This window comes from Nocardia crassostreae, assembly GCF_001613405.1.
Taxonomy (GTDB): domain Bacteria; phylum Actinomycetota; class Actinomycetes; order Mycobacteriales; family Mycobacteriaceae; genus Nocardia; species Nocardia crassostreae.
Genome location: NZ_BDCH01000025.1, coordinates 211208 through 238179, shown reverse-complemented (window position 1 = coordinate 238179; position 26972 = coordinate 211208). Strand labels below are relative to the sequence as shown.

At 68.8% G+C, this 26972-nt stretch carries 26 protein-coding genes and 1 pseudogene; 22 read left to right on the top strand and 5 right to left on the bottom strand.

The window, feature by feature from the left end:
* Window positions 1–56: 56 nt before the first annotated feature.
* The 11 genes and pseudogenes from NC4_RS25930 to NC4_RS25885 all read left to right on the top strand — a co-directional run bounded on the left by NC4_RS25930 (window position 57) and on the right by NC4_RS25885 (window position 10635).
* Entirely contained in the window at window positions 57–1049 is a 993-nt protein-coding gene (locus NC4_RS25930; RefSeq protein ID WP_067543219.1) for a Ppx/GppA family phosphatase, read from the top strand.
* A 1577-nt stretch (window positions 1050–2626) separates the two neighbouring features.
* Window positions 2627–2881 (top strand): annotated as a pseudogene (locus NC4_RS45220) (Rv0497 family membrane protein); the annotation flags it as partial.
* Between the two features lie 14 nt (window positions 2882–2895).
* Window positions 2896–3828: a sugar phosphate isomerase/epimerase family protein gene (locus NC4_RS25920; RefSeq protein WP_067543213.1), complete on the top strand. Its 933-nt coding sequence runs from the start codon at window positions 2896–2898 to the stop codon at window positions 3826–3828.
* A 34-nt stretch (window positions 3829–3862) separates the two neighbouring features.
* Complete coding sequence (locus NC4_RS25915; RefSeq protein ID WP_067543210.1) at window positions 3863–4360, top strand: winged helix DNA-binding protein; 498 nt, start codon at window positions 3863–3865, stop codon at window positions 4358–4360.
* Window positions 4361–4494: 134 nt separating this feature from the next.
* Window positions 4495–5388: a thioesterase family protein gene (locus NC4_RS25910; protein WP_067543207.1), complete on the top strand. Its 894-nt coding sequence runs from the start codon at window positions 4495–4497 to the stop codon at window positions 5386–5388.
* 138 nt (window positions 5389–5526) lie between these two features.
* A complete protein-coding gene (locus NC4_RS25905) occupies window positions 5527–6735 on the top strand; it encodes an MFS transporter (RefSeq protein ID WP_067543521.1) in 1209 nt (402 codons plus the stop codon).
* A 56-nt stretch (window positions 6736–6791) separates the two neighbouring features.
* Window positions 6792–7613 carry a pyrroline-5-carboxylate reductase gene (gene proC, locus NC4_RS25900; protein WP_067543204.1) on the top strand — a complete coding sequence of 274 codons (822 nt, stop codon included), beginning with the start codon at window positions 6792–6794 and terminating at the stop codon, window positions 7611–7613.
* A 221-nt stretch (window positions 7614–7834) separates the two neighbouring features.
* The gene (locus tag NC4_RS25895) at window positions 7835–8080 is read left to right on the top strand and encodes a helix-turn-helix domain-containing protein (protein ID WP_439957557.1); all 246 of its coding nucleotides are present in this window, start codon (window positions 7835–7837) and stop codon (window positions 8078–8080) included.
* A 197-nt stretch (window positions 8081–8277) separates the two neighbouring features.
* Entirely contained in the window at window positions 8278–8379 is a 102-nt protein-coding gene (locus NC4_RS39375) for a 30S ribosomal protein bS22 (protein WP_003402602.1), read from the top strand.
* Window positions 8380–8593: 214 nt separating this feature from the next.
* Window positions 8594–9625 carry an NAD-dependent epimerase/dehydratase family protein gene (locus NC4_RS25890; protein ID WP_067543201.1) on the top strand — a complete coding sequence of 344 codons (1032 nt, stop codon included), beginning with the start codon at window positions 8594–8596 and terminating at the stop codon, window positions 9623–9625.
* Window positions 9622–10635: a lysophospholipid acyltransferase family protein gene (locus NC4_RS25885; RefSeq protein ID WP_067543198.1), complete on the top strand. Its 1014-nt coding sequence runs from the start codon at window positions 9622–9624 to the stop codon at window positions 10633–10635. The genes NC4_RS25890 and NC4_RS25885 overlap by 4 nt, the downstream gene beginning before the upstream one ends.
* 42 nt (window positions 10636–10677) lie before the next feature.
* Here the strand turns inward: NC4_RS25885 and NC4_RS25880 are convergent, their stop codons facing one another.
* Window positions 10678–11697 (bottom strand): HAD family hydrolase, encoded by a 1020-nt coding sequence (locus NC4_RS25880; protein WP_084529799.1) that lies wholly within the window; start codon window positions 11695–11697, stop codon window positions 10678–10680.
* 99 nt (window positions 11698–11796) lie between these two features.
* Here NC4_RS25880 and NC4_RS25875 point away from each other — a divergent pair, with 99 nt between their 5' ends.
* The 5 genes from NC4_RS25875 to NC4_RS25855 all read left to right on the top strand — a co-directional run bounded on the left by NC4_RS25875 (window position 11797) and on the right by NC4_RS25855 (window position 17144).
* Entirely contained in the window at window positions 11797–12057 is a 261-nt protein-coding gene (locus NC4_RS25875) for a glutaredoxin family protein (protein WP_067543195.1), read from the top strand.
* A gap of 308 nt (window positions 12058–12365) precedes the next feature.
* On the top strand, window positions 12366–13139 hold the full coding sequence (locus NC4_RS25870) for a redox-sensing transcriptional repressor Rex (RefSeq protein ID WP_084529776.1): 774 nt from the start codon (window positions 12366–12368) through the stop codon (window positions 13137–13139).
* A complete protein-coding gene (locus NC4_RS25865; protein ID WP_067543189.1) occupies window positions 13136–14512 on the top strand; it encodes a glutamyl-tRNA reductase in 1377 nt (458 codons plus the stop codon). Before NC4_RS25870 ends, NC4_RS25865 begins: the two co-directional genes overlap by 4 nt.
* An 8-nt stretch (window positions 14513–14520) precedes the next feature.
* Entirely contained in the window at window positions 14521–15582 is a 1062-nt protein-coding gene (hemC, locus tag NC4_RS25860) for a hydroxymethylbilane synthase (protein WP_067543186.1), read from the top strand.
* Entirely contained in the window at window positions 15579–17144 is a 1566-nt protein-coding gene (locus NC4_RS25855; RefSeq protein WP_067543183.1) for a bifunctional uroporphyrinogen-III C-methyltransferase/uroporphyrinogen-III synthase, read from the top strand. The genes hemC and NC4_RS25855 overlap by 4 nt, the downstream gene beginning before the upstream one ends.
* A 25-nt stretch (window positions 17145–17169) precedes the next feature.
* Here NC4_RS25855 and NC4_RS25850 read toward each other — a convergent pair whose 3' ends face one another.
* The 3 genes from NC4_RS25850 to NC4_RS25840 all read right to left on the bottom strand — a co-directional run bounded on the left by NC4_RS25850 (window position 17170) and on the right by NC4_RS25840 (window position 18909).
* Window positions 17170–17916 (bottom strand): hypothetical protein, encoded by a 747-nt coding sequence (locus tag NC4_RS25850; RefSeq protein ID WP_084529774.1) that lies wholly within the window; start codon window positions 17914–17916, stop codon window positions 17170–17172.
* Complete coding sequence (locus NC4_RS25845; RefSeq protein ID WP_169814874.1) at window positions 17913–18446, bottom strand: RNA polymerase sigma factor; 534 nt, start codon at window positions 18444–18446, stop codon at window positions 17913–17915. Before NC4_RS25845 ends, NC4_RS25850 begins: the two co-directional genes overlap by 4 nt.
* Window positions 18447–18597: 151 nt before the next feature.
* Entirely contained in the window at window positions 18598–18909 is a 312-nt protein-coding gene (locus NC4_RS25840) for a hypothetical protein (RefSeq protein ID WP_067543507.1), read from the bottom strand.
* 155 nt (window positions 18910–19064) lie between these two features.
* Between NC4_RS25840 and NC4_RS25835 the strand changes: the two genes are divergently transcribed.
* The gene (locus NC4_RS25835) at window positions 19065–23117 is read left to right on the top strand and encodes an nSTAND1 domain-containing NTPase (protein WP_084529773.1); all 4053 of its coding nucleotides are present in this window, start codon (window positions 19065–19067) and stop codon (window positions 23115–23117) included.
* 6 nt (window positions 23118–23123) lie between these two features.
* On the opposite strand, the gene NC4_RS25830 is transcribed toward NC4_RS25835, so the two are convergent.
* Window positions 23124–23870, bottom strand: a complete 747-nt coding sequence (locus tag NC4_RS25830; RefSeq protein ID WP_169814873.1) for an RNA polymerase sigma factor — start codon at window positions 23868–23870, stop codon at window positions 23124–23126.
* Window positions 23871–24090: 220 nt separating this feature from the next.
* Here NC4_RS25830 and NC4_RS41785 point away from each other — a divergent pair, with 220 nt between their 5' ends.
* The 5 genes from NC4_RS41785 to NC4_RS25805 all read left to right on the top strand — a co-directional run bounded on the left by NC4_RS41785 (window position 24091) and on the right by NC4_RS25805 (window position 26970).
* Entirely contained in the window at window positions 24091–24366 is a 276-nt protein-coding gene (locus NC4_RS41785; protein WP_067543171.1) for an ArsR/SmtB family transcription factor, read from the top strand.
* A gap of 65 nt (window positions 24367–24431) precedes the next feature.
* Entirely contained in the window at window positions 24432–25409 is a 978-nt protein-coding gene (hemB, locus tag NC4_RS25820) for a porphobilinogen synthase (protein WP_067543168.1), read from the top strand.
* Window positions 25410–25434: 25 nt separating this feature from the next.
* A complete protein-coding gene (locus NC4_RS25815; RefSeq protein WP_067543503.1) occupies window positions 25435–25938 on the top strand; it encodes a hypothetical protein in 504 nt (167 codons plus the stop codon).
* 274 nt (window positions 25939–26212) lie between these two features.
* Window positions 26213–26734: a transport-regulating membrane protein Mce1N gene (gene mce1N, locus NC4_RS25810; protein ID WP_067543165.1), complete on the top strand. Its 522-nt coding sequence runs from the start codon at window positions 26213–26215 to the stop codon at window positions 26732–26734.
* Window positions 26731–26970: a hypothetical protein gene (locus NC4_RS25805; protein ID WP_157555207.1), complete on the top strand. Its 240-nt coding sequence runs from the start codon at window positions 26731–26733 to the stop codon at window positions 26968–26970. Before mce1N ends, NC4_RS25805 begins: the two co-directional genes overlap by 4 nt.
* The last annotated feature ends 2 nt before the right edge of the window (window positions 26971–26972 follow it).

Genomic DNA, 26972 nt, shown 5'->3' with positions numbered 1-26972 from the left:
CGCTAACAGCTCAGTCGCCTGGCCTGAAGACGTGACGCACCCAGTACCGTGTTCTTGTGCGGCTCGGTGTACTCGATGTGGGAAGTAATACCGTCCACCTGCTCGTGGTGGACGCGCATCGCGGTGGCCACCCGATGCCCATGAGTTCGACGAAGGCCACCTTGCGGCTTTCCGAGAGCATGGACGATCACGGGCGGATCACCCGCGACGGCGCGGCCAGGCTGACCCGGACGGTCAGCGAATTCGCCAGTATCGCAAAGACTTCCGGCTGTGTGGAGCTGATGGCATTCGCCACCTCCGCGGTGCGCGAGGCCACCAACTCCGAGGAGGTGCTTGCCCAGGTGCGCGCCGAGACCGGCGTGGTGCTGCAGGTGCTGACCGGCCAGGACGAGGCCCGGCACACCTTTCTGGCGGTGCGCCGCTGGTACGGCTGGAGCGCCGGGCGCATCCTCAATCTCGATATCGGCGGCGGCTCACTGGAGTTGAGCAACGGCGCGGACGAGGAACCGGATATCGCGCTGTCGCTGCAGTTGGGCGCGGGCCGGTTGACCCGCGACTGGCTGCGCCACGATCCGCCGGGCAAGCGGCGGGTGGCGGTGCTGCGCGACTGGCTCGACGCGGAGCTGGTGCTGCTGTCCAAGCAGCTGCTGGAGGTCGGCCGCCCGGACCTGGCGGTGGGCACCTCCAAGACCTTCCGATCCCTGGCCAGGCTCACCGGTGCGGCCCCCTCGACGGCGGGTCCGCGGGTGCGGCGTACCCTCACCAGTTCCGGCCTGCGGCAGCTGATCGCCTTCATATCGAGAATGACAGCGGCGGACCGGGCAGAATTGGAAGGCGTGAGTTCCGATCGGTCCCAGCAGTTGGTGGCCGGCGCGCTGGTCGCGGAGGCGAGTATGCGGGCATTGTCGTTGGATACGCTCGAAATCTGTCCCTGGGCACTGCGGGAGGGATTGATCCTGCGAAAACTTGATACCGACCTGGATAGCGAACCGACAGCCGGCAGCCCCAACGACGGCGTGTCGGGCACGATCGAAACGGTGTCTCGATGACCGATGAATCTCAGCTGTCCGTCGCCGAACTATTGGCGCGCAATGGGCAGCAAGGTGCGGCGTCCTCCGGTGGCGGTGGACGCAGACGCCGGAGCGGGCGAGGAATTTCCGTTCAGGATCTGACCGGTGACATGCCGGAGATCCGGGCGGGATCGTCCGCTCACGCGGCGCCGGACGACGCTCCGGCCGATACCGCGCCCGAACCTGCCCCGATTGAATCGGACAATTCAAGCTATTCGAACTTCTCGAATTATTCTGATTACTCGAACTTTCCGGACTATCAAGACTTTTCCGCTCCCGCGGCGCCGCAGCCGGACTACTCCTCCTATTCGGTACCCGATCCGGAGCCCGCGTACTCCCCGCTCTCCGGGCCGATTTCGTACTACGACCCACTCGCCGACCGGTCCGCACCCGAACCGCCGCCGCTACCCGAGCCGACCGGCTACGACAACTGGTCCGGCGGGCTGGACTGGCCGCCCACCGAAACGCCCAACGGCCGCAACGGGCATGCCGCCCCGGGTCTCGAGCAGCCGCGCAGCGGCCGTCGCCGCAAGCCCGATCCGCTGGACTCGGACTTCGCGCTGCCCGGGCTGAACCAGGCCGATCCCGGACCGGCCGCCGCGCCGTTCGCCGAGACCTCCGCGCCGTTCGGCGAGGCCCCGGCACCACGCGGCGAGGGCGGTCGTCGCCGCCGCTTCGATCCGGACGACGAGACCACCGAGGTGCGGCCGTTCCGGCCCGACGACGCCGCCCAGGCCCGCCGGGACAGCGCGCCCGCCTGGTCGCCCGTACCGGAACCCGAACCGCTACCGCGCAATCCGGGCCGAGCTCCCGGATTCGACCCCATGCAGGCCGGTATGCAGGCCCCTCCGGCCATGCAGCAGCCGCCCGCCGCGCCGCCCATGTCGCGGTCGGCCCGTCGGCACGTCGAGGCGCAGCGCCCGGTGGAGGCGCACGAGCCGGAGTCGTGGCATCAGCAGGAGCCGTGGCAGCAGGACCAGTCCTGGCAGCAGGACGAGCCGTGGCGCGACGAGCGCGCCGCCCGCGAGGATCAGTTCGGGCGCGACGATCAATTCGGGCGCGAGGACCAGTTCGGGCGCAATGGCCGGGGCGGGGCCCCGGGCGGGCTGCCCGCATGGTCGGCGCGAAGACGCCCGGTGTCCGAACCCGCCGCACACGATGAGCACGACCGCGACGCCGATTCGGAGCGTGGCTGGTCGCTCGCCGAGCAGGATCAGCAGCTGCTCTCCGGCGAAACGGTTGCCGGTGATCTGCTACGCGATGCCGTCGATCGCGAAGACGAACGCGCCGAACGAGATTCGCGACGCGCGGGCAAACGGCGGGCCGGTGGTTCGCGCCGCCGCGGCAAGGGCGGCCTGGCCGTCGCCGAGCCGGAGCACAACGATCGCTACACCGATGAGTACGACCCGGTCGACGATCATGACGACTACGATGACGAACCCGAGCCCTCCCTGGCCAGGCGGTTGTCGGCGGCGGCGACGCGGCTGACCAGCCGGGTCGGCCGCGCACCCGCGCGGTCCCGCGCCCCGGGCCGGTCCGAGGAGGACGAGAACCGCAGGCAATGGCTGGTGCTGGCCGGACAGAGCGCGGGCGCCGCGGTCGCGGGCATGTTGCTGTTCAAGGGATTCGAGCGCATGTGGGAAGTGCTCCCATGGGTTGCCCTCATGCTCGCCATGATCGTGATTCTGGGCTTGGTCGCACTCGTACGGGTATTGCGGCGCACCGATGACATTTTCAGCACTGTGATTGCTGTCGTCGTAGGCGTCTTCGTGACGCTGGGACCGCTAGCCTTTCTACTCAGTACGAACTGAGCAGGGAGCGGGCAGTGGGGAATAACGCGCAGGGGGCGAACACCGGAAATCCGGACCGTAGGGAAGTCCGGGTCGGATTGTCGACCGCCTCGGTGTATCCGGAAAACACCGAGGCCGCATTCCGTTATGCGGCCGAACTGGGTTACGACGGCGTCGAACTCATGGTGTGGGCGGAACCGGCCAGTCAGTCCATCTCGACCGTGCAATCCTTCGTGCACAAGTATTCGGTGCCGGTATTGGCGATTCACGCGCCGTGCCTGCTGATCTCGCAACGCGTGTGGGGTTCGGATCCGGTCGCCAAACTCACCCGCAGCGTGCACACCGCCGAAGCGCTGGGCGCCGCGACCGTCGTCGTCCATCCGCCGTTCCGGTGGCAGCGCCGCTATGCCGAGGGTTTCGCGAAACAGGTTGCCGAACTGGAGAGTTCCAGTCCGGTGGCGGTGGCCGTGGAGAACATGTTCCCCATGCGCGCCGACACCCTCTTCGGCCGGGGCTCCACCTCCATCCGCCGCCTGGAGCGCCGTGGCGGGCCGGGCCCGCCCATCACCACCTTCAGCCCGTCCTACGACCCCACCGATACGGGCTTCCGGCACTACAGCCTCGACACCTCGCACACCGCGACCGCGGGCATGGATCCGCTGGCGCTGGCGAATCGCATGGGCCCCGGCCTGACCCACCTGCACCTGGCCGACGGCCGCGGGGCCGCCACCGACGAGCACCTCATTCCCGGTGAAGGCACGCAACCGGTCGCCGAACTCTGCGAAATGCTGGTGCACAACGGTTTCGACGGGCAGGCGGTCATCGAGGTCAACACCCAGATGGCCCGCACCACCATGGACCGCGCCGCCATGCTCAACCGCGCCCTCCAGTTCGCGCGAAAACACCTCAACGACGTCGAGCCCGCCGCGGCCCCCGAACCGGAACCCTCTGGCGCCCGCCGGATTTGACCTCAACAATGGTTGACGTTGCAGAGTGTCTGTCATGACACAGACGACGGACCTCGACGACGCCACCCTCGCTCGCCTCCCCATCGGCATGTGGACCGATGCCGCCCATACCGAGGTCATCACCTTCATTCGCGGCAGGCTCGCCGACCTCGGCCTCACCCAGCCGCAGTACTGGATCATCCGCAATCTGCACCCGGAGGATCTGGCCACCGCGGCCGAGGCCGAAACCGGCCTCACCATCGCCGAACTGATCGACCGCATGAGCACCTACCTGCTCCCGCAGGACCGGCCAGAACCCGATGCCGAGGATCTCCTCGCCCGCGGCCTGCTCACCCGCGACGCGGCGGGCCGCCTGCGCCTGGCCGATCCCGCCCGGCGCGCGCACGACGCGGTCAAGGCGGATCTCCCGGCCATTCGCGCCGCGATCCACGCGGGCATCGACGATGCCGACTACGTCACCACCGTCAGGGTGCTCCGGCAGATGATCCGCAATGTCTCCGGTGAGGAGGGCCTGCGCCGCTACCCGGTCTAGCCGCCGAGTGATTCATCCCACCGACCACTCGGCACGCAGCGCTTGCACGCTGTACAAACCCCTTGGATCAGGGTCTGGGGGGGTTCGGGGGCGAAGCCCCTGAGAGCCCCGAGAGTTGGAAGGAACCGAGTGGGATGACAGCGGAGTTGGTCGACCTCGAGCAGGCGAGCGGCGTGGACGAGGCACCCTTCAGCCGGGTGTGCGCCCTGACCGAGCTGTCCTCGGACGATCCGGGCATCGGCCGCTTCGCCGGTGTCATCGAGCCGACGTGGACCATCGGCAAGAAGCTGCACGGCGGCACCATGGTCGCGGGCAGCGCCGCAGCGGCCACCGAATGGCTGCGGCGCACCGCCCCCGACCACGCCGCCATGTTCCCCATTGTAGCGAGCACCGACTTTCTCGGCGCGCCCGATCCCGGCGTGGTAGAGTACGAGGTCCGCACCCGCAAGCTCGGCCGCCAGATCTGCCTGATCGACGCGAGCCTCATCCAGAACGACCGCACCCTCGTGCACACCGCCTTCACCTTCAGCCATCTCGACGACACCACCCCGGCCTACACCGCGGACCACGCGGGCGATATGCCCGCCGAGCCCCCGGCTGACGCCCTCGCCTACGACGACGACAACCCCATGGGCAAGATCGTCCATGTGGCCCAGGGCTCTTCGGCCGCCATCGACACCAAGTGGGCCCGCTTCCTCACCGGCGAAAAATCCGAACCCCGGCTGCGCCTGTGGATCCGCCCCCGCCCCGGCGACGAACGGGACCCGGACGTCGCCGCCTACTTCGCCATGATGGCCGCCGACATGTCCCCGCCGGTCCCCATGAACCTCGGCCACTTCGGCTGGGCCCCAACCGTTCAGCTCACCACCTACCTGCGCCGCCGCCCCGCCCCCGGCTGGCTCCGCGTCATCGCCCACAGCCGCGAGGTCGGCGGCCGCATGTTCGACGAAGACCAACTCGTCATCGACTCCACCGGCGCCCTCGTCGCCCAGAGCCGCCAACTCGCCCTGGTCCCCCAGTCGCAGTAGCCGCGCGTGGTGCGGTAGCCGCATTCGACTCACCGCGGGTTCGGGTGTGGTGGGGTTGCGGCGCAGCGGGATTCGGGCGGGACGGTGCTGTCGGAAAACCGCCGGACCCGTGTAGCGGGCACTGGTGGAGTGGGCTGGGTGTCCACAGTTCTGATCTCTTCCCAGACGGCCGTGCCCGCGCGATCGCGGCGGGGATGGCTCGCCGTCATCGCGGTGACCGTCGCTCTGTTCGCGATCATCACCACCGAGATTCTGCCGATCGGGCTGCTCACCTCGATCGCAGGCGATTTCACCATCTCCGAGGGGATGGCCGGATTGATGATGACCATGCCCGGGCTGGTGGCGGCGGTGGCCGCGCCGGTGGTGACGGTGGCGGCCGGGCGGATCGATCGCCGGTTCATGCTGGGGCTCTTCATATTTCTGCTGATGCTCGCGAATGTGCTGGTGGCGGTGGCGCCGGAGTTCTGGGTGGTGCTGGTGTCGCGGGTGCTCATCGGCATCACGGTCGGCGGGTTCTGGTCGATCGCGGCCGGGCTGGCCGTGCGGCTGGTGCCGGAAGCGGGCGTGGCGCGGGCCAATTCGGTCATCTTCGCCGCGGTGCCGCTGGGGTCGGTCGTGGGCGTTCCGGCGGGCACCTTCCTGGGTGGCATCGCGGGCTGGCGAATGGCTTTCGTGGTGCTCGCGGTGCTGTCGGCGGTGGCGCTCGGCATGCTGGTGGCGCTGCTGCCCTCGCTGCCCGCGGGGCGGGGCACCCGAGTTGCGGTGCTGCGCGGCCTGATTCATGGGGTGAATATGCGATATGCCCTGTTACTCACATTTCTCATCGTGCTCGCGCATTTCGGCGCTTACACATATGTGACGCCGTTTCTCGAAAAGGTCACGCGCGTCGATTCCATGACGGTCACGGTGTTGTTGCTGGTTTACGGCGTGGCCGGTTTGGCCGGAAACTTCTTCGGCGGCACAGCGGTCGCGCACCGCCCGCGCGCGGCCTTCGCCGTGTTCGCCGCCATGATCGCCGCAGCCGTCCTGCTGCTGCCGATCCTCGGCCACTCGGAAATCGGCGCGGTGGCGCTGCTCATCGTGTGGGGCATCGGCTACGGCGCGGTGCCGGTTTCGACGCAGACCTGGTTCGGCAAAGCCGCACCCGAGACGCCCGAGGCCGCGGCGGTCCTGTTCACCGCGTCTTTTCAGGCCACCCTGTCCCTCGGCGCGCTCACCGGCGGCATCATTGTCGACCACAGCTCGCCCTCGACCGTGCTGCTGCTCGCGGGCGGCCTCACCGTTCTGGTGATCGTGGTGATCGCGGCGCATTCCCTGACCGGCCGGACGTGGCCGGACCGGCCGTGAGTTTTGGTGCAATCCCGTGCGAGCGTCACGGTGCGCGCGGACTAGCCTGAAAGATTATGACGAGGATTGCGGTGATCGGCGGAGGCCGGATCGGTGAGGCGTTGATCGCCGGGCTGCTCGAATCCGGGCGGGCCAGCAAGGATTTGGTCGCGGTGGAGCCGATGAAGGCGCGCGCGGAATTGCTGGCGGAGCGTTTCGGGATTCGGGTCAGCGGGGAAATCGCCGATGCCGCGATCGGCGCCGATCTCATCGTGATCGCGGTGAAGCCGCACGATGTGGACGGCGTGCTGACCGAATTGCAGAAGGCCGAGGTCGGCGAACAGGAGCGCGAGGCGGTGCTCATGTCGCTGGCGGTGGGCGTGCCCACCTCCCGGTTCGAGGCCAAACTGCCCGCGGGCTTCCCCGTGGTGCGGGTCATGCCCAATACTCCGATGCTGGTCGGCCAGGGGATGAGCGCCATCGCTCCCGGCCGCTACACCCGCCCGGAGCAGCTGGAGCTGGTCACCGAGGTGCTGGAGTCGGTCGGCAAGGTGGTGACCGTCAGCGAATCGCAGATGGACGCGGTGACCGCGGTCTCGGGCTCCGGCCCGGCCTACTTCTTCCTGATCGTGGAGGCCATGGTCGACGCCGCGGTCGGCCTCGGCCTGACCCGCGACGTGGCCACCCAGCTGGTCGTGCAGACCATGCTCGGCTCGGCCGCCCTGCTCGAGGAGTCGGGCCAGTCTGCCGTGGAGTTGCGCGCGGCCGTCACCTCGCCCGCGGGCACCACCGCGGCCGCGGTGCGGGAACTCGAGCGGGGCGCGGTGCGCTCGGCCTTCCACGAGGCACTCAATGCCGCAAAACGCCGTTCCGCCGAACAGGGCGCCCTCGCCGACTAACGTTATTGGTACGGCAGTCCTGCTGCCAGCGGCTTTGTGAACCCCCGCATACCGCGCGGTTGCTAGTTTGCTGCCGAGGCCGACTCGCCCACAGCAAAGGCTGATTTCTCACACCCGTCGCAGCAATCCCACTGGTCCCGCTAAGCTTCAAGGAGCACGTGCGTGTCTGTTCCGCCGGTGGGGAAGTCGGCGGCGCGGACGTGCCGGAGGTCAGTGGCGCAATGATGTCTGGAAACAGCCAAGCGAGGTCCGGAAACAGCCCAATCATCGCGGGATCCGTCATAGGCGGAGGAACGCAGTTCCTCACCGTCGCAGAAGTGGCGAATCTGATGCGGGTATCCAAAATGACGGTGTACCGGTTGGTGCATTCGGGAGAGCTGCCCGCGGTGCGGGTGGGGCGTTCCTTCCGGGTGCATGCCAAGCCGGTACACGACTACCTGGAGACGTCCTACTTCGACGCGGGGTGAGACGTCCGAGCAGGTGGCCCAGTCGAGACCCGTTTCGTTCGCCGGATAGTGGCCCGGTAGTGTTGACCGGCATCCTGTACGTGCCGGTGGTGCCGTCGGGTCCATATCGGCCCGTATCGGGTTTGGACTGTGCAGGGTCGGAAGTGTGCACCCCGCGGACGCGGGGATGACCCGAGTAGAACGCGAGGAACAACCCTATGGGTTCTGTGATCAAGAAGCGCCGCAAGCGCATGTCGAAGAAGAAGCACCGCAAGCTGCTTCGCCGCACGCGTGTTCAGCGTCGCAAACTCGGCAAGTAAGCACAGCGGTAGCTGGAAGCCCGTCACCTCGGTGACGGGCTTTCGCTTTTTTGCGGGTGACCGAACTCATCGTTAGATCCTGGTTAATACTCTTCGGTGAGCCCCGTTGTCGCGGTTACCCTTGGAGCGCGGGAAAAACAGAAATGGGGGCTGCGAGTTGGCATCCGGTGCGGTGGGTTCGGGCACTCGGGACGGGCAGGCGCCCAAGGTTGTGATGGTGACCGGTGCGAGCCGGTTCTTCGGCGGCAATGTGGTGGCCCGGCTGGCGGCCGACCCTGCCATCGAGACCGTCATCGCCGTGGACGCCAAACAGCCCAGCCAGGAGCTACTGCGCCGCATGGGCCGCGCCGAATTCGTGCGCGCCGATATTCGGAATCCGTTGATTCGCAAGGTGATCGACGGGCATCAGGTGGATACGGTGGTGCATCCCGCGGCACTCTCGCGCCCGCCGTCCGGCGGTGGCCGGGCCGCCATGAAAGATATGAACGTGCTCGGCGCCATGCAGCTGTTCGCGGTGTGCCGCAAGGCCTCCAGCGTGCGCCGGGTGGTGGTGCGGTCGTCCTCCGCCGTCTACGGGTGCAGCGCCAAGGATCCGGTGAAATTCACCGAGGAAATGAGCGCGCGCACCCCGCCGCGCGGCTGGTTCGCGCGGGACATGATCGAGGTGGAGGGATTCGTCCGCGGCTTGGCGCGGCGGCGTCCCGATATCTCCATGGCGATTCTGCGTTTCCCGCCGATCGTGGGGCCGCAGTTGGCGAATCGCGGTGTGCAGTATTTCCGTTCGCCGGTCACGCCCACCATCCTGGGCCGGGATCCGCGCATGCAGCTGCTGCACGAAGAGGACGCCATCGCCGTACTCACCCACGCCGCCCTGGGCGCACCGGGCGGTACCTTCAATGTGGCGGGTGACGGCGCCATGGCGTTGTCACAGGCCATCCGCCGGGCCGGGCGGATCGAAATGCCGGTCCCGTACTCGATTTTCCGCACCGCGGGGTGCACACTCATGGGCCCGGTGATGCGGGAGTTCACCGCCGAACAAATCGATTACTTACATTTCGGCTGCGGTCTGGACACCACCCGGATGCGCACCGAACTCGGATTTCAGCCGCGCTGGACCACGGTGCAGGCCTTCGACGATTTCATAGGGGGCGCAGCGTTGCGGCCCGTGATCGATCCCCGCTGGATCGACGCCGCAGAGAACAGACTTCTCGGCCTGCTCGGGGCCGGGACGGGAGCACACCAATGAGTGATGTAGCGAAGGTGATTCGTCTTCACGACGTGGATTTCGAGGCGCGGCACCGCCCGGCGCGCGTATGGCCCGGCGAGCAGGCCCTGACGCCCGTGACCTCGCTGACCGATCGGCTCGCCGACGCCGAAGAGCGCAAGCCCAAATCGCTGGGCGAACTCATTCGCGGCACGCTGGCCGAGGGGGTCGGCCGCACCGCGGATTTCGCCCGCCGTCGGCTCACCGGTGATTACCAGGTCGACGAATTCGGCTTGGACGAGCACCTTTTGGAAACGGTCATCCTGCCGATGCTGCGGCCGCTGTCGGAGCTGTGGTTCCGGGTGCAGGTGTCCGGGATCGAGAACATTCCGGAAGTGGGTGGGGCGCTCATCGTGTCCAACCACGCGGGCACCGTGCCGCTGGACGGGCTCATGCTCCAGCTGGCGGTGCACGACCGGCATCCCAAACAACGCGCCCTGCGCCTGCTCGCGGCCGACCTGATTTTCGAAATGCCGATCGTCGGCGGCCTGGCCCGCAAGGCCGGGCACACCCTGGCCTGCCCGGCGGATGCCGAAAGACTGCTCCGCGCAGGCGAAGTCGCGGGCGTTTTCCCCGAGGGTTACAAGGGCATCGGCAAGCCCTTCGGTGACCGCTACAAGCTGCAGCGTTTCGGGCGTGGCGGGTTCGTGTCGGCCGCCGTGCGCACCGGCGTCCCGATCATCCCGTGCTCGATCGTCGGCTCGGAGGAGATCTACCCGAAGCTGGCCGACCTCAAGCCCCTGGCGCGCCTGCTCGGAATCCCGTACTTCCCGGTGACCCCGATGTTCCCGCACCTCGGACCGCTCGGCGCGATTCCGCTGCCGTCCAAGTGGACCATCGAATTCGGTGAGCCCATCCCCGCCGGTGGGTACGAGCCCGAGGCCGCCGACGGCCCGATGACGCTGTTCGAGATCACGGACCAGGTCTGCGAGACCATCCAGGGGACGCTCTACAAGAACCTGACGAAGCGTCGTAATCCGTTCACCGGGTAGGTGAGAGGGGGCTATGGGGGCTTCGCCCCCAACCCCCTTTTCTCAGCTGGCTTTGGCGTCGCGCTTGCGGGAGAGGAAGGCGGCGGCGGCGCCTCCGGCGGCGCCGAGGGCGAGGGCGGTGGGGACGCCGACTTTGGCGGCCTTGCGGCCGGTGCGGAAGTCGCGGATTTCCCAGCCGCGGTTCTTGGCTACTTCGCGGAGGTCGGCGTCGGGGTTGATGGCGACGGCGGTGCCTACCAGGGAGAGCATGGGGACGTCGTTGTGGCTGTCGGAGTAGGCGGTGCAGCGCTTGAGGTTCAGGCCCTCGCGGATGGCCAGGGTGCGGACGGCGTGCGCTTTGCCGAGGCCGTGCAGGATGTCGCCGACCAGGCGGCCGGTGAAGACGCCGTCGCGGCTTTCGGCGACGGTGCCGAGGGCGCCGGTGAGGCCTAGTCGTTTGGCGATGACCTGGGCCAGTTCGACCGGGGTGGCGGTGACCAGCCAAACCTGTTGGCCCGCATCCAGATGCATCTGGGCCAGGGCGCGGGTGCCGGGCCAGATCTTGTCGGCGATGATCTCGTCGTAGATCTCCTCGCCGAGGGCGGCGAGTTCGGCGGTGGAGCGGCCCGCGATGAACGAGAGCGCCTTCTCCTTGCCGCTGGCCATATCGGAGTGGCTCTCCTTGCCGGTGACCCGGAACTTCACCTGCTTCCAGGCGACATCGACCAGGTAGGAGGTTTTGAAATACTTGCGGGCGGCCAGGCCGCGGGCGAAGTGCACGATGGACGCGCCCTGCACCATGGTGTTGTCGACGTCGAAGAACGCGGCCGCGGTGAGGTCGCGGGGGATCGGCGGCTGCGCGGTGTCGTCGTGCAGGGCGAGTTCGACGTCGTGCAGGGCGAGAGCGGCGTCGGCGCTGGCCTCACCGGCCAGATTGGCGCGGACCTCTTCCTCGCTCGGACCGAACGGACTGCGCGTGATCCGGGTGAACTGGTCCTGCAGACCCTCGGCCCACCGGGGCGCGAATTCACCGAATCGGCCCGCGATCAAACCCGTCCTCGCCTCTTTCGATCGTGCCGGCACCGGTACCTCCGCCTGTTCGCGCGAACACCACAACAGTAACGCCCGTCGGTGGCCGGAACGTATACGGCGATCGACATAACGGGGAGTTAAATGTCGGTTATGAGCGAAGCCACACACGAGGTGACCCTGTTGACCCGCAACGGCTGCGGACTCTGCACCATGGCGCTCGATCAATTGCGCCCGATCTGCGCCGAATTCGGTATCGAGGTCGCCACGCTGGATGTGGACGAAGCCGCCGCCACCGATCCGACCCTGCGCGCCGAATACGGCGACCGCTTGCCGGTGGTGCTGCTCGATGGCCGCGAGCACAGCTATTTCGACATCGACGAACCCCGCCTGCGTGCCGACCTGGCGCGGTGAAAAAGCATGTTTGGGGCCTAAGCCCCCAAACACCCCTACACCGGCGCGTTGCGTAGCGGGTTCGACCCGCAAAGGGTTGAATAACCTTGGCGCCGGAGCCCGCCGCAAAGTGACTGAATTCACCGACTTTGTGCATGGGTTCACAAGCGGTTACGGTGGTGGCACGCAACCCGCCTTCTCGGGCAGCGGAAGCGACCCCCTGAACCTGACTCGACCTCGCCTGCAGGACCGCCCCGCGACGGTCTCCCGGCGTCGGGTCGAGAAAAGAACCCGGACACCTACCCGGCCGGACGAGGAGCGCAAGCGACGTGACAGAGCAGCATGAGACGCCGCCGAGTGGCGTCTCCGGCAGGGCTCTGCAGAAGGACATCCCGCAGGCGACGGTGGCGCGATTGGCCACCTACCTCCGGGTCCTCGCCGTACTCGCCGACGATGGTGTAGCCATCGTATCGAGTGAGGAACTGGCTGTCGCGGCGGGTGTCGGTTCCGCCAAGTTGCGCAAGGATCTTTCCTTCCTCGGGCCCAATGGAGTTCGCGGCGTCGGCTACGACGTCGTGAAGCTGCGCGACCGCATCGAAGACGTGCTCGGCCTGTCCGAAGGCCACCGGGTGGTGCTGGTCGGCGCCGGAAATCTGGGCCGGGCGCTGGTCGGCTACGGCGGTTTCCGCCGCCGCGGTTTCGCCATGGTCGGGCTGTTCGACAACGATCCCGCCATCATCGCCACCACGGTGGGCGGGATGCTGGTGCGCGATGTGGCCGAATTGCCGGATGCGGTGGCGGCGCTGGAGCCGACCATCGCGGTCATCACCACCCCGGACGCGGCCGCGCAGAGCATGTGCGATCGCCTGGTCGCCGCGGGCGTGCACCACATTCTGAGCTTCTCTCCCGTCGCGTTGGACGCGCCGCCGCACGTCGAGGTGCGGCGGGTGGATCTGGCGGTGGAGATGCAGTTGCTGTCCTTCGAACGGGCCCGCAGTGCGGAGGCCGCGGAGGAGCTGAACGCGGCGGCCCCGGGTGATCCCGTGGGTGTGATCGCGTTTCACACGGAGACAACCAGCAAGGGAGCGGTGGTCCAGCCATGAGTGTGCTTCTCGTCGGGATTTCGCATCGCAGCGCGCCCGTCGCGGTGTTGGAGAAGATCGCCATCACCGAGCACGACCGCCCGAAGCTGACCGACAAGATGCTGGCCTCCAGCCACGTGTCCGAGGCCATGATCGTCTCCACCTGCAACCGCGTCGAGATCTACGCCGTGGTCGACGCCTTCCACCCCGCACTGGGTGAGATCAGCGAGCTGCTGACCAAGCATTCCGGGCTGCCGCTGCCCGAACTCACCAAGCACGCCTACGTGCGCTACGCCGAGGCCGCCGCCGAGCATCTGTTCGCGGTGGCGTCGGGCCTGGATTCGATGGTCGTCGGCGAGCAGCAGGTGCTGAGCCAGATTCGCGCCGCCTACGCCGCCTCGGATTCGCAGCAGGCCTCCGGGCGCACCCTGCACGAGTTGGCCCAGCATTCGCTGCGGGTCGGCAAGCGAGTGCATTCGGAGACCGGAATCGACCGCGCCGGTGCGTCGGTCGTGTCCGTGGCGCTGGATCGGGCGCAGCTGGTGCTCGGGCCGCTGGCCGGGCGTACCGCACTGGTGCTGGGGGCCGGTGCCATGGGCGGGCTCGCCGTGGCGCAGCTGGCGCGGGCCGGGGTCGAGCGCATCATCGTGGTGAACCGGACGCTGGAACGCGCACAGCGGCTGGCCAATACGGCCACCGTCATGCACGGCGTGCGGGCCGAGGCCATGGAGATGGACAGCCTGGTGGAGGCCATGGCCGCCGCCGAGGTCGTGGTCACCTGTACCGGCGCGGTCGGCACCGTGGTGAGCATTGCCGATGTGCACCGCGCGCTGGCCACCCCCGGCGCGAGCCGGGAACTGGTCATCTGCGATCTGGGCCTGCCCCGCGATGTGGACCACGCGGTGGCCGGACTGCCCGGGGTCACCGTCATCGACATGGAGACGCTGCAGCGCGATCCGTCGGCGGGCGCCGCCGCCGACGACACTGCGGCCGCGCGCACCATCGTCGCTGAGGAACTCGCCAAATACCTTGCCGGACAGCGCATGGCCGAGGTGACGCCGACGGTGGCGGCGCTGCGGCAGATGGCGGCCGATGTGGTCGAGGCGGAAATGCTGCGGCTGGATTCGCGACTACCCGGACTGGACGCCGGTCAGCGGGACGAGGTCGCGAAAACGGTGCGCCGCGTGGTGGACAAGCTGCTGCACGCGCCCACGGTGCGGGTCAAACAGCTGGCCTCCACGCCCGGCGGCGACAGCTACGCCGAGGCGTTGCGGGAGCTTTTCGAGCTGAAACCCGGTGCGGCGCAGGCGGTTGCCGCTCCGATGGAGATCGCCAGGGAGCTGGCCGACGATTTCACCGCCGCCCACCCAGGGGATGAGGGGCCGACCGCATGACCGGAGCGATGGTGCACGACGAGCAGCTGGAGACGACAAGAGTGCGCGGAACGACAGACGCCCCCTGGCGGATCGGCACCCGCGGCTCACTGCTGGCTCTCACTCAGGCCGGGCATGTGCGCGATGCCCTCATCGCCAATGGCCAGCAGGCCGAACTGGTGATCGTGAAGACCGCGGGCGACCAGTCCATGGATCCGGTGCAGAAGATCGGCGTCGGCGTCTTCACCGCCGCCCTGCGCGACGAATTGGCCGCGGGGACCGTCGATATCGCCGTGCACTCCTACAAGGATCTGCCGACCGCGCAGGACGAGCGCTTCACCATCGCGGCCATTCCGCCGCGGCAGGATCCGCGCGACGCCCTGGTCGCCCGCGACGGCCTGGTGCTCGGTGAGCTGCCGCCCGGTTCGCGCGTCGGCACCTCGGCCCCGCGCCGGTCCGCGCAGTTGAAGGCGCTGGGCCTCGGCCTGGAGATCGTGCCGCTGCGCGGCAATCTCGACACCAGAATTTCCAAGGTCGCCAAGGGCGAGCTCGATGCCGTGGTGGTGGCCCGTGCCGGGCTGGCCCGCATCGATCGCCTGGACGCGGTGACCGAGGCACTGGAGCCGGTGCAGATGCTGCCCGCTCCCTCGCAGGGCGCGCTCGCGGTGGAATGCCGCAGCGTGGATACCGAACTCGTGACCATCCTGTCCGCTCTCGACGATGCGGGCAGTCGCGCCGCCATTACCGCGGAGCGGGCGCTGCTGGCCGAATTGGAGGCCGGTTGCACCGCACCGATCGGTGCGCTGGCCGAGGTCGTCGAATCCCTCGACGACGACGGCCGGGTGGTGGAGGAGTTGTCGCTGCGCGGTTGCGCGGCGGCGATCGACGGCTCGGATGTCATCCGGGCCAGTGCGGTCGGCTCGCTCGAGCATGCCGAGGAGCTGGGCCGCGCATTGGCGCGCGAGCTCTTGGAGCTGGGGGCGCGCGACTTGCTCAGTGTCACAGAGGAAGACCCGTCATCAGGGGTCGCGGACACCGGAGAGCACACCGAGACCAGCAGCAATCCCAGCCCAATGGAGAATCAACGATGAGCCGCAGCTCCGCGAAGAAGCACCCCGGTCGGATCCTTTTCGTGGGATCCGGGCCGGGTGATCCGGCGCTCCTCACCGTGCGGGCCCGCGAGGTGCTCGGCCGGGCGACGCTGGCATTCACCGATCCCGATGTCGACAAGGGCGTGCTCGCCCTGATCGGCACCGCGGTGGAGCCGGGCCCCGACGGCGAGCGTCCCGTCGATGTCCGTCCCGCCCTGGGCGATCCGGCCGAGGTCGCCAAGACCCTCATCACCGAGGCCCGCAATGGCGCCGATGTGGTGCGCCTGGTCTCCGGCGATCCGCTGACCACCGATTCGGTGATCGCGGAGGTCAATGCGGTCACCCGCTCGCACATGATGTTCGAGGTGCTGCCGGGCCTGTCCGCCGGCACCACGGTGCCCGCCTATGCCGGTATCGAACTGGGTTCCAGCCACACCGAGGTGGATGTGCGCGGCGAGGTCGACTGGGCCGCCGTCGCCGCCGCCCCCGGCCCGCTGGTGCTGCACGCCACCTCCGGTCATCTGGCCGAGACCGCCAGCGCGCTGGCGGAACACGGTATGGCCCCGCAGACCCCGGTCGCGGTCACCGTGCGCGGCACCACCCGCCAGCAGCGCACCATCGACGCCACCCTGGCGACGCTCAACAATGCCGCCTCCGGAATGGTCGGCCCGCTCGTGGTCACCGTCGGCAAGGAGGTCGAAAAGCGTTCCAAGACCTCGTGGTGGGAGTCGCGCGCCCTCTACGGCTGGACCGTGCTGGTGCCGCGCACCAAGGAGCAGGCCGGTGAGATGAGCGAGAAGCTCGTCATGCACGGCGCCATTCCCATGGAGGTCCCGACCATCGCGGTCGAGCCGCCGCGCAGCCCGGCGCAGATGGAGCGCGCGGTCAAGGGCCTGGTCGACGGCCGCTACCAGTGGGTGGTGTTCACCTCCACCAACGCGGTACGCGCGGTGTGGGAGAAGTTCGGCGAATTCGGCCTGGACGCCCGTGCTTTCAGCGGTGTGAAGATCGCCTGCGTGGGCGAGGCCACGGCGGAGAAGGTGCGTTCCTTCGGTATCAATCCGGAGCTGGTGCCCAGCGGTGAGCAGTCCTCCGAGGGCCTGCTGGCCGACTTCCCGCCCTACGACGATGTTTTCGATCCGGTCAACCGGGTGCTGCTGCCGCGCGCGGATATCGCCACCGAGACCCTCGCCGAGGGCCTGCGCGACCGCGGCTGGGAGATCGACGATGTGACCGCGTACCGCACCGTGCGCGCCTCCCCGCCCCCGGCGGAGACCCGCGAAATGATCAAGACCGGCGGTTTCGACGCGGTGCTGTTCACCTCGTCCTCCACCGTCCGCAATCTGGTCGGCATCGCCGGTAAGCCGCACGCTCGCACCATTGTGGCCTGCATCGGCCCCAAGACCGCCGAGACGGCCATCGAATTCGGCCTGCGCGTGGATGTGCAGCCCGAGGTCGCCCAGGTCGGCCCGCTGGTCGAGGCGCTCGCCGAGCACGCCGCCCACCTGCGCGCCGAGGGCCTGCTGCCCCCGCCGCGCAAGAAGAGCCGCCGCAGCCGCTGACCGGTGCGTCGCGCACCGGCGCGGGTCATCCGGCCTCGCCGGTGAGAAGTTCGAGGTGCTGCTCGCCGACCAGGCCGAACCACAGGGCCCGGTTGATGAGCGCCGCGCGCCGGTCCTCGAGCCCGTCGTAATCGCGCAATCCCAGCCGGTCGACGAGGTATTCGAGGTGGTAGTTGATGGCCGCCGTGGTACCCAGATCCCGGCCCGCCGTGGTGCGGCGCACCCGGCGCAGCAGCTCCGGCAGGGTCGGGATGGCCGCGGACCCGTGCACCAGCCGCGGCTCGCATAGCGCCACCAGGACCAGGGAGTGTTTGGTGTTCGGGTCCAGGCGCCGGATGGCGTCCACCGTGCGCCCGGCCTCGACCGCCACCGGGATGGCCGGGACCGAACGCCGCATGGCGAACACCTTGAACTCCATGACTTCCGCGTCCGCGGCCAGCAGTTCGACCCTGGCCGCCCGGAACGGCACCGGTAGTCGCTCACCGGGCCGGATGGTGAAGTACTCGCCCTTGCCCTCGTCATTGTGAACGACGTACGACTTGTTGGACCGGGTGCTCAGATTGCTTATCAGCCAATAGAAGTCGAGGGCCTCGATGCGCCCGGCCAGTCGGGAGATGCCCTCGCGGTCGAGGGTGACGTCCACCGGATAGATGTCGGTGCCGCGGCCGAAGGTCGCGACCTCGCCGGGCCAGAGATTCAGGGCCGGTGGTCGCGGCGCGCCGACCGGCGCCGGTAGATGGATCAGTATCGACCAGGTGTCGTTGGATATCACGCGGCGGCCGCTCCGTATTTCTCCGGCGCCGCCAGACGGTACCGGAGCCGCCGGGCGGACGCGTGCAGGTAAGCCTTGACGGTACCCGTCGCCAGCCCCATGGCGGCCGCGGTTTCGGCGCAGGTGAGGTCGCGGCAGTAGCGCAGGGTGACCGCTTCGCGTTCGCGGGCGGGCAGGGTGGCGATGGCCTGGTGCACGGCGATTCGGGTCGCGACCAGATCGGCGAATTCCCGGGCGTCCGGATCGGCCAGTTCGGCAATGGATTCGGCGCCGGTCGCGGCGAGCAGGGCCCGTTCCCGTGAGCGCCGCGTGCCCGCGGTGCGGGCGAGATTGCGCGCGGTGGCCCAGATGTACTTCCGCAGGGCCGTCTCGTCGTCGATATCGGGCCGGGTGAGGAGCACCCGCAGGTAGACCGTCTGTGCGAGATCCTCGGCATCGCTGTGGCTTTCGCACTTGCGCCGCAGGGAGCGCACCAGCGGCGGCTGCAGCTGCTTGGTCACCCGGTCGAACAGATCATGATCGAAGCTCATCGCAATCATCGCCTCCGGCTCGGTGTCGGTCGTTCTGATGAACTCCACTGTCGACCGGAAGCGGCGGATACATAACCTGACGAGTATCAGGGTGCGGCCGTGCCCCGCACCCGAAGGTGCGGGGCACGGCCGGTTTTCGCCCACCGTACGGTCAGCGCTGGGCCGCCATCATGCGGCGGACCATGCGGCAGGTGGCGTCCGAGGGCCAGTGCACGCCGATGAAATCGGCGGCGTCGCGGATCTTCTCATTGCTGGCCTGGTCCGGGCTGAAGGCGCCGGAATCCAGCATGGCGATGGCCAAGCGCATGGCTTTCAACCGCCGGTTGTGGGCGATGTACCAGGTCCGCGGCCGGCCCGCGGGGAGCGGCTGCTTGGCCAGCGGCATCCACGCGTGATTGATCAGGTCCCCCTTCTTGGGTACGGCTGCGGCTCGATCGGAAATATTTGTTACGGCTGCGAGCACGACCAATCCTCCTGTCGTCACATGGGCTCCCATCGAGTCGAACCCATCGAACACATCTTCGATTGTACCGGCGACCACCGACAAAATCCGCTGCTCACAGTGACTTTCGAGATGTTCCGCTGCGCGCTGCCGAATGTATTGACATTCTGTCCGGTATGTCTTCGGTGTTTCCCGGCGCTGGGCGGTTGAGCGCCGCGGTGGCCCGGGTGTTGGATGCGACGGGAGAACCCGTCGGTACCGGGTTCGTGATCGGACCGGGGCATATCGCGACCTGCGCGCAAGTGGTGACGGCGGCGGCCGGGCCGGAGGCGGACGTGACGGCCGCGCGGGTGACGGTGGACTTTCCGCTGCTGCCGGATGCGCCGCGCATTACGGCGCGCGTGCATCGATGGGAGCCGGTGCGGGTGGACGGCCGCGGCGATATCGCGGTGCTGGAGATGGACGGCGAGGTGCTCGGCGAGGTCGCCGCGCCGCCGCTGTGGCGGGCGGATCGGCCGTGGGGCAGGGAGTTTCGCACGGTCGGATTTCCCGCCGAACTGGCCGACGGGGTGTGGGTCTGGGGCGAATTCCGAGCGCCGCAGGGCATCGGCTGGATGCAGCTGCACGGGGCGAGCGGCAGCCAGCCCATCACCGGCGGATTCAGCGGATCGCCGGTATGGGACGCGGGCAGCGAGGCCGTGGTCGGCATGGCCGTCGCGGTGGACCGGCGGCGGCTGACCCGCACCGCCTTCATGATTCCGGTGAACGAGGTGCTCGGACTGGATCCGGCGCTGCTGCCCAACCCGTATCGCGGTCTGGAACCGTTCGGGGAGAACGACTCCCACCTGTTCTACGGCCGCGCCGCGGATGTCGAGCGGGTGGTCGAGGCGCTGCGCGATCAGTCGGTGGTCGCCGTCGTCGGGCGCTCGGGCATCGGGAAGTCCTCACTGGTCATGGCGGGCGTGGTGCCGCAGCTGCGCGCCGACGGGGTGCGTATCGAGACCCTGTGCGCCGATACCGATTGGTTGGCAACCGAACCGCGGCAGGGGGAGAAGCTGCTACTGGTGGCCGACCAGTTCGAGGAATTGGTGGCCGCCGATCCGAAGCGGGCGCGCACCCGGCTGCGGGACATGCTCGAGCGCGCCGAGGATCCGGCGGTGCGGGTGCTGCTCACACTACGCTGGGACGTGATGGAGGCGCTGTCCGGCGATGATCTCGGGCACGCCCTCGACCGCGCCACCATCACGCTCGCGCCCATGGGCCGCGAACAGCTGCGGCGCGCCATCCGCGGTCCGGCCGCCCACGCGCCGGGCGTGGATATCGACGACGACCTGGTGGAACGCCTCGTCGACGATACGGTCGGCGAGCCGGGCGGGCTGCCGCTGCTGGAATCGGTGCTCACCGAACTGTGGGAACAGCGCGACGGCGGGCGGTTGACCGTCGCCGACTACGAGCGCGTCGGCCGCGCGGCCGGATCCATTGCGCGCCGGGCGGAACGGGTCTACGGGCAGTTCACCGACGCGGGCGACGCACGGGCGGCGCGCCGGTTGCTGACCAAACTGTCCGCGCCCCGCGGCGACGGATTCGCGCGGGTGCCGCTCACCATGCGTGAGGCGCCCGAATTACGGTCTGTCGCCGGGCGGCTGGCGCGCGAGCGACTCGTGGTCACCGGGCGCGGCGCGGGCGATGCCGATGTGGTCGAACTGGCGCATCAATCGCTCATCGACAACTGGCCCCGGCTGCGCGATTGGCTCGTCACGGACCGCGACTTCCTGGAGTGGCAGCGACGCACCGAACGGGAGCGCCGCACCTGGGCCGCCCAGCCGAACGACGACGGGGGACTGCTGCGCGGCGGCGCGCTCTCCGATGCGGAGGAGTGGCTGGCCCGGCGGCCCGACGATATCCCGGATCCGGTGCGCGACTACGTCTTCGCGGGCCTGCGCGTGCGGCGGCGCGAGGTGCGGCGCTGGCGCGTCATTACCGCCGTGCTCGCGGTGGTGACCCTGGTCGCCGCCGGTACGGCGGTGCTGGCGTACCGCACCGGTGCGCAGCGCGCGCAGGCGCTGCGCGAACTGGCCGGGATCGTGCTCGCCGAGCAATCGCTGAAACTGGCGGGCTCACAGCCGAATCTGGCGCTGCAGTACGCGCAGGCCGCGGCCCGGCTCGCGCCGCCGGGCGATCACACGGTGGAGGCGGCCCTGCTCACCCAGCAGATCCGGCTGGCCTCGGCGGAGTCCGTCCGGACCGGGCTGGGCCGGGATGTGCGCCTGGTGGCCGCCGACGATACCGCCACGGTGGTCGCCACCGGCGATATCGACGGGACGGTCACGGTCTGGCCCGGCCTGCTCGACGGCGGCGCCGAGCCGTGGCGGCTGCCGGTGCGGGATACGGTGGCGCTGGAGCTGAGCGGTGACGGGCGCAAGCTGGCGATCGTGGACAACCTCGGCGGGGTGCAGGTGTGGGATGTGGCGGGGCGGTCGGGGCCGTTCGCCGTCCGCTCCCCGGCGGGGGGCGAGACGCTGACGGCGATCGCGGTGCGGTTCTCCGAAGACGGTGCGCTCCTCGTGGTTTCGTACGACACGCGGCGTTCGGTGCGGCCGGTGGGGCATCGCTACCGGCTGCCCGCCGACCAGGGCGATCCGGATACCGTCGACATCTTCGACACCGCTGGCGACTCGCCTGCTCGGCTGACCGGGTACAAGTCGGATACGCGAGTGGATCTGTTTCCGCTGCACGTCGATTCGAGCACCGGCGAGACCTGGTTCCATGTGGTGGGCGAAGACGGGCGGCAGCGCTACGAACTGCGCACGGCCGACGGGCGGCGCGTGGAGCTCCGCGCCGGTGACGAGGCGCGGGGTGTCGTCGTGCCGTGCGCCGACGGCCAGCTCGGTGATGTCGTGCTGCGCCGTCCGACGGGGACCAAGTCGATCGGCAAGGGGACGGGCTGCCTCGCCGTGCCCGAGGGCGCGACCCTGAACCGGGACGAGACGGGCCGGTACGCGATTCTGTCCTTCGCCCCGGAGAACACGCTCTTTCAGCTGGTCCACCTGGTGGACATCGTGACGCAGCAGCAGTATCGGGTGCAGGCCCGCTACCAGGCCATCGGCAAGCCCAGATGGATAGTCCGGCCCGGTCCGTCGGGGCCGGTGCTGTTCGTCGTGGGCGCCGACGACGTCACCCGGCACGCGGCAGCCGCCGAGTTCGATCCGTCGATCGGATTCGGTGCGGCGCCCACGGTCATGACCTGGGGGCGCGACTGGCGCTACGAGGCCGAACTCCAGTCCGATATCGGGCGTTTGGAGCTACGCGAGGTGTATCCGCGGGTGCGGCCGCCGGTTTCGGTGAAGGTGCCGCCGGGGTCGAAGATCATCGAGCTGACCATTACGGCGGACAATCGTTTCCTGGTGCTTGCCGCCGTGGATTCCCATGAGCTGCTGGTGTATTCGGTTCCGGACCTGCGTCCGGTCAACCGGATCACGCTGCCGCTGCCGGTCGAATACCAGAACGGTGCGGTCAAGCTGCCGAAGATGTCGGTGGTCGCCGTGCGCGACGATGTGGTCGCCGCCATGCACGCCGGATACATCACCCGCTGGCATGCCGCGACCGGTCTGCCGGACGGCGCGCCGCAGCAGGTCTGGCGTGATCGCGACGAGTTCGCCGTCGTCGTGGAGCAGGCGTGGGCCTGGGAGAACGGTACGGCCCCCGATGAACTGCTGATCTTCATGCCGCGTGCGGTGACGGTGTGGGACAGTGCGGCCGCGCGCCCGGTGCGCCGGATGTCCGGAGCCGATACCGGGTTGATCGACGCCGCCAACAAGACCCTCGACATTCCCGCCATGTACGTCTGGAACGAACGGCGCCGGGTCGAGGTGTGGGACACCGCCACCGGGGAGATCACCCCCGCCCTGGTCCACATTCCGTGGGCCCCGCTGGTGGAGCGGACCACGACGGGCCTGGTGATCGTCGGCTGGGACACCGGTGAAATCAAGATCATGGATGTGGAGCAGGGCACGCTGGTGGACGGCATGCTGCCCGGTGCGGACATCCGGCCATGGGTGGGGCGGCCCGGCCGCAGCGGCATGATCATCACCAGCAGCGGTGTATTCACCCTCAACCTCGATCGCGAGAACATCCTCGCCCGCCTGTGCGCCATCAGCGATCGCGAATTCACCGCCGCCGAACGGGAATTGCTCCCCCTCGGGGCCACCACCGACCCGCCCTGCCGCTGAGACCGATCAGGCGACCTCGTTCAACCCGGCCCGCACCTTCGCCAGCGCGTTGTGCACATACGCCTTCACCGTGCCCGAGGACAGCCCCATGATCTCGGCCGTCTCCGCATAGGTATTGCCCTCGTAGGTGCGCAGCACCACCGCCTCGCGCTCCCGGTTCGGCAGCTGATCGAGCGCGGCGATGAGCAAGTGCCGCAAAGTGATCAGATCCTCGAACGGCAATCCCGCCCGCTCCGCCAGCGCCGCGATGCGTTCCTCGCCGTCCGGATCCACGCGTTCCCGTTCGGCCGCCGCCCGCCGCCACGCGTCACGCACCAGATTCTTGACCGTCGCCCACAAATAGCTGCGCATCTCGTCGACCCGCGTGATATCCGGCTGCCGGGCGTAAACCCGCATGAGCGCGGTCTGCACGATATCTTCCGCATCGCCGCGATCGCCGACCTGCTTGGCGGCCCAGCCGACGAGTACCTCGCTCACGGATTCGTAGGCCACCACCAGGATTTCGTCGAAACTGTCCCGTACCCGCCCCGGAGGCCGGGGCGCCCGTCTCTCCGGCAGCGGGGCGATCGGCCGCAGCCACTGGTATTTGGCCGGGGGCGGAGCCAACTCGGGTGTCCGGGCGATCCGGAGCAGCGCGCTGCCGGTGTCGACGGCCTCGACCAATAGCAGCGGATCCTGGGCGCACTCGCGCAGCACTTCCCCGAGCAGCGCCTCGAATGCGGCGTCCCGCAGGGCTTCTCCGTCACTGGCCATGGCCATACCTCCCGTTCGACCGGCTGATGGTTCGCAGCGTCACCGATCGTCCCCGCGCCGTCCACCCTATTCGGTGTCGGGCGAAACCGATTATGGCGGCCGATCCGCGCCCGAGAAGGGGCACCCAACCTTTTGCCATCCGAATCGGTTCACCAATGCGACCGGCCTCGTCGTACCGGAGGGGTGTACGACGCGGCCGGTCTCCGAACCGAGGAGTGTTATGCCGACCATGCTCAGCCGCGATCTGTCCGCTCTCCTGGGCCGCACCCGCGCCGCCGTACTCGAGGCGATCGCCGACGGCGGCAGTACCACGCTGCTGGCGCAACGCCTCGGCGTTTCCCCGGCCACCGCCAGCGAACACGCCGCTGTGCTGCGCGAAGCCGGACTGGTGGCCAGCATTCGGGTCCGGAACAGCGTGCATCACAACCTCACCCCGCTGGGGGTGGCGCTGCTGGGATTGCATCCGCGCCGCCGACTGGAGCCCAGCCATGTGTGAGCATCGGCGCACGGAGGTGACGAACCGCTCGCGCCCGTCGTCCGGCACGGGCATATCATGCGAACATGACCGGAATGGACCGCCCACGGCGGTTGCGCCGCACTCCCGCCATGCGTCGGCTGGTGGCCGAGACCTCGCTGGAACCGCGGCAGTTGGTACTTCCCATGTTCGTCGCCGACGGGCTCGGCGAACCGCGCGAGATCTCTTCGATGCCCGGCGTTTTCCAGCATTCGATGGATTCGCTGCGCAAGGCCGCCGTCGAGGCCGTGACCGCCGGGGTCGGCGGGCTCATGCTGTTCGGGGTGCCGCGACCGGAGGACAAGGACCCGGACGGGAGCCAGGCCTCGGATCCGGAGGGGATCCTCAATCGCGGACTACGGGCGCTGGTCAACGAGGTCGGCGGGTCGACGGTGATCATGGCCGACACCTGCCTGGACGAATTCACCTCGCACGGGCACTGCGGAGTCCTGGACGACGAGGGCGCCGTGGACAACGACGCGACCCTGCGGCGGTATGTGGATATGGCGCTGGCGCAGGCTCAGACCGGGGCCGATCTGCTCGGCACCAGCGGGATGATGGACGGCCAGGCCGGCGCGATCCGCGCGGGACTGGACGCGGCCGGATACGCCGACACCGGGATCCTCGCCTACGCCGCCAAGTACGCCTCGGCGTTCTACGGCCCGTTCCGCGAGGCGGTCGGGTCCTCGCTGCAGGGTGATCGGCGGACCTATCAGCAGGATGCGGCCAACCGGCGCGAGGCCATTCGCGAGCTGGAGCTGGATCTGGCCGAGGGCGCCGACATCGTCATGGTGAAACCGGCCATGGCGTACCTGGACATCCTGCGCGAGGTCGCGGATCGCTCGCCGGTGCCGGTGGCCGCCTATCAGATCTCCGGCGAGTACGCGATGATCACCGCCGCGGCCCAGAACGGCTGGATCGATCGCCGGGCCGCCGTTCTGGAATCGCTGCTGGGCATTCGGCGGGCGGGCGCGGATATCGTGCTCACCTACTGGGCGACCGAAGCCGCGCACTGGCTGCGGTGAGCGAGTACCGCGAGTCGTGAATCCGATGGTTCCACCGGCGGCCGCGCGGCCGGTCCCGCAGGACGTGCGCACCGCCGCACAGCTCTGGTACGCGGCCCTGGCCGTCGGCGTGGTGCAGGTGATCTCCGCCCTGCTGGCCCAGCTCGGGCAGCGGAAGGAGCTGGCGCAGCGGCAGTTCGAGGATCTGCACGCCAAACAGCCGGAGATCACCCTCGAACAGATGCAGTTGTGGGTGATGGTGGTCTTCGGGCTGGTCGCCCTGTTCTGGCTGGTGCTGGCCGGGGCCGGGGTCGCCATCGTCTACCAGCTGGGGCGTGGAAAGCAGTGGGCGCGAACGCTGCTCACCGGCCTGGCCATCTTCCTGGGGCTGGGCGCGATCGGCGCCCTGTTCGGATCCGGGGGCAGCGCGGGACCGGCGGCACTGGTCGCGGGCGGTGCGGGTATCGTGCAGGCGGTGCTGGCCGGTGGGGCCGTATTCCTGTGCTACCGAAAGGAATCCGAGTCGTTCTTCCGCCCGGGAGCACAGTGAGTACTCCTGAGTTTGTTACGGGCGTACTACCGGGTATGGTGAGGGTTGTCACAGGGATTTCGGGAACCGGAAGTCGTACGTCATGCGTTGTGTCATGGTCGGTTTGGCTCCGGTGGAGCGGAGGCAACGATGCGAGTGGTGATCCAGCAGCCGCACAGCCTGCGGCGCGATGTGCTGGTGCTCGGTCTGCTCATTCTGTTCGGACTGCTCACCCTTGCCGTGCTGTTGATTCCGGGCCTCGTCGGCTGAGCCCCATGAGCTTTGCGTACGGCCTATGAGCGGGGCCGCTGCCGCCGATTCGGGCGCAACCGCTCCGGCCGTGCTGTTCGCCGAGCCCGGCGCCCGCTGGCGGACCATTGCCTACGGTCCCGCGCTGTGCGCGTTCATCCTGGTGCTGGAACTGATTCGCGGCGGCGATGTGCACTGGTTCGGGCTGGTCTTCTGCGCCGCCCTGCTGGGCGGGTTCGTCTGGCTGCAGGTGATCGCCGGAAAGCGGCACATCAGCGTCGAACTCACCCCCGACACGCTGCGCGAGGGCACCGAACTGCTGCCATTGCGCAACATCGCCGAAGTGTTGCCGGAAGTCGACGAGGAGTCCTGGGATGATGAGGACTGGGAATCGGCGCGCGCGCTCGGCGAACTCAGCGGAGTACAGCGGCGGCGCAAGGGCATCGGGCTGAAGCTGCGCGACGGCGGCCTCGTCCAGGCCTGGGCGCGCGATCACCGGACGCTGCGGGCCGAACTGGCCGCGGCCCTGGAACGACTCAGCGGCGACGAGGAGAAGGAGGCGCGGTGATGCGATGGCTCGCCGTGCTCGCCGAATTCGTGGTCGCCGCGCTACTGGCGGGCGCCGCGGTGTGGTGCTGGCGCAATGGGATGCACACCGGATGGTTCGCGCCGGTCGGGGAATCGCCCGGCTTCACCGCCACCCGCTACTCCGGGCCCTGGCTGGCCGGGGCGGCAATCCTGGTGGCGGTGTCCGGACTGGTGCTCATCGATCTCGCGGCGCGGGTGCTGCACCGCGAGCACTGATA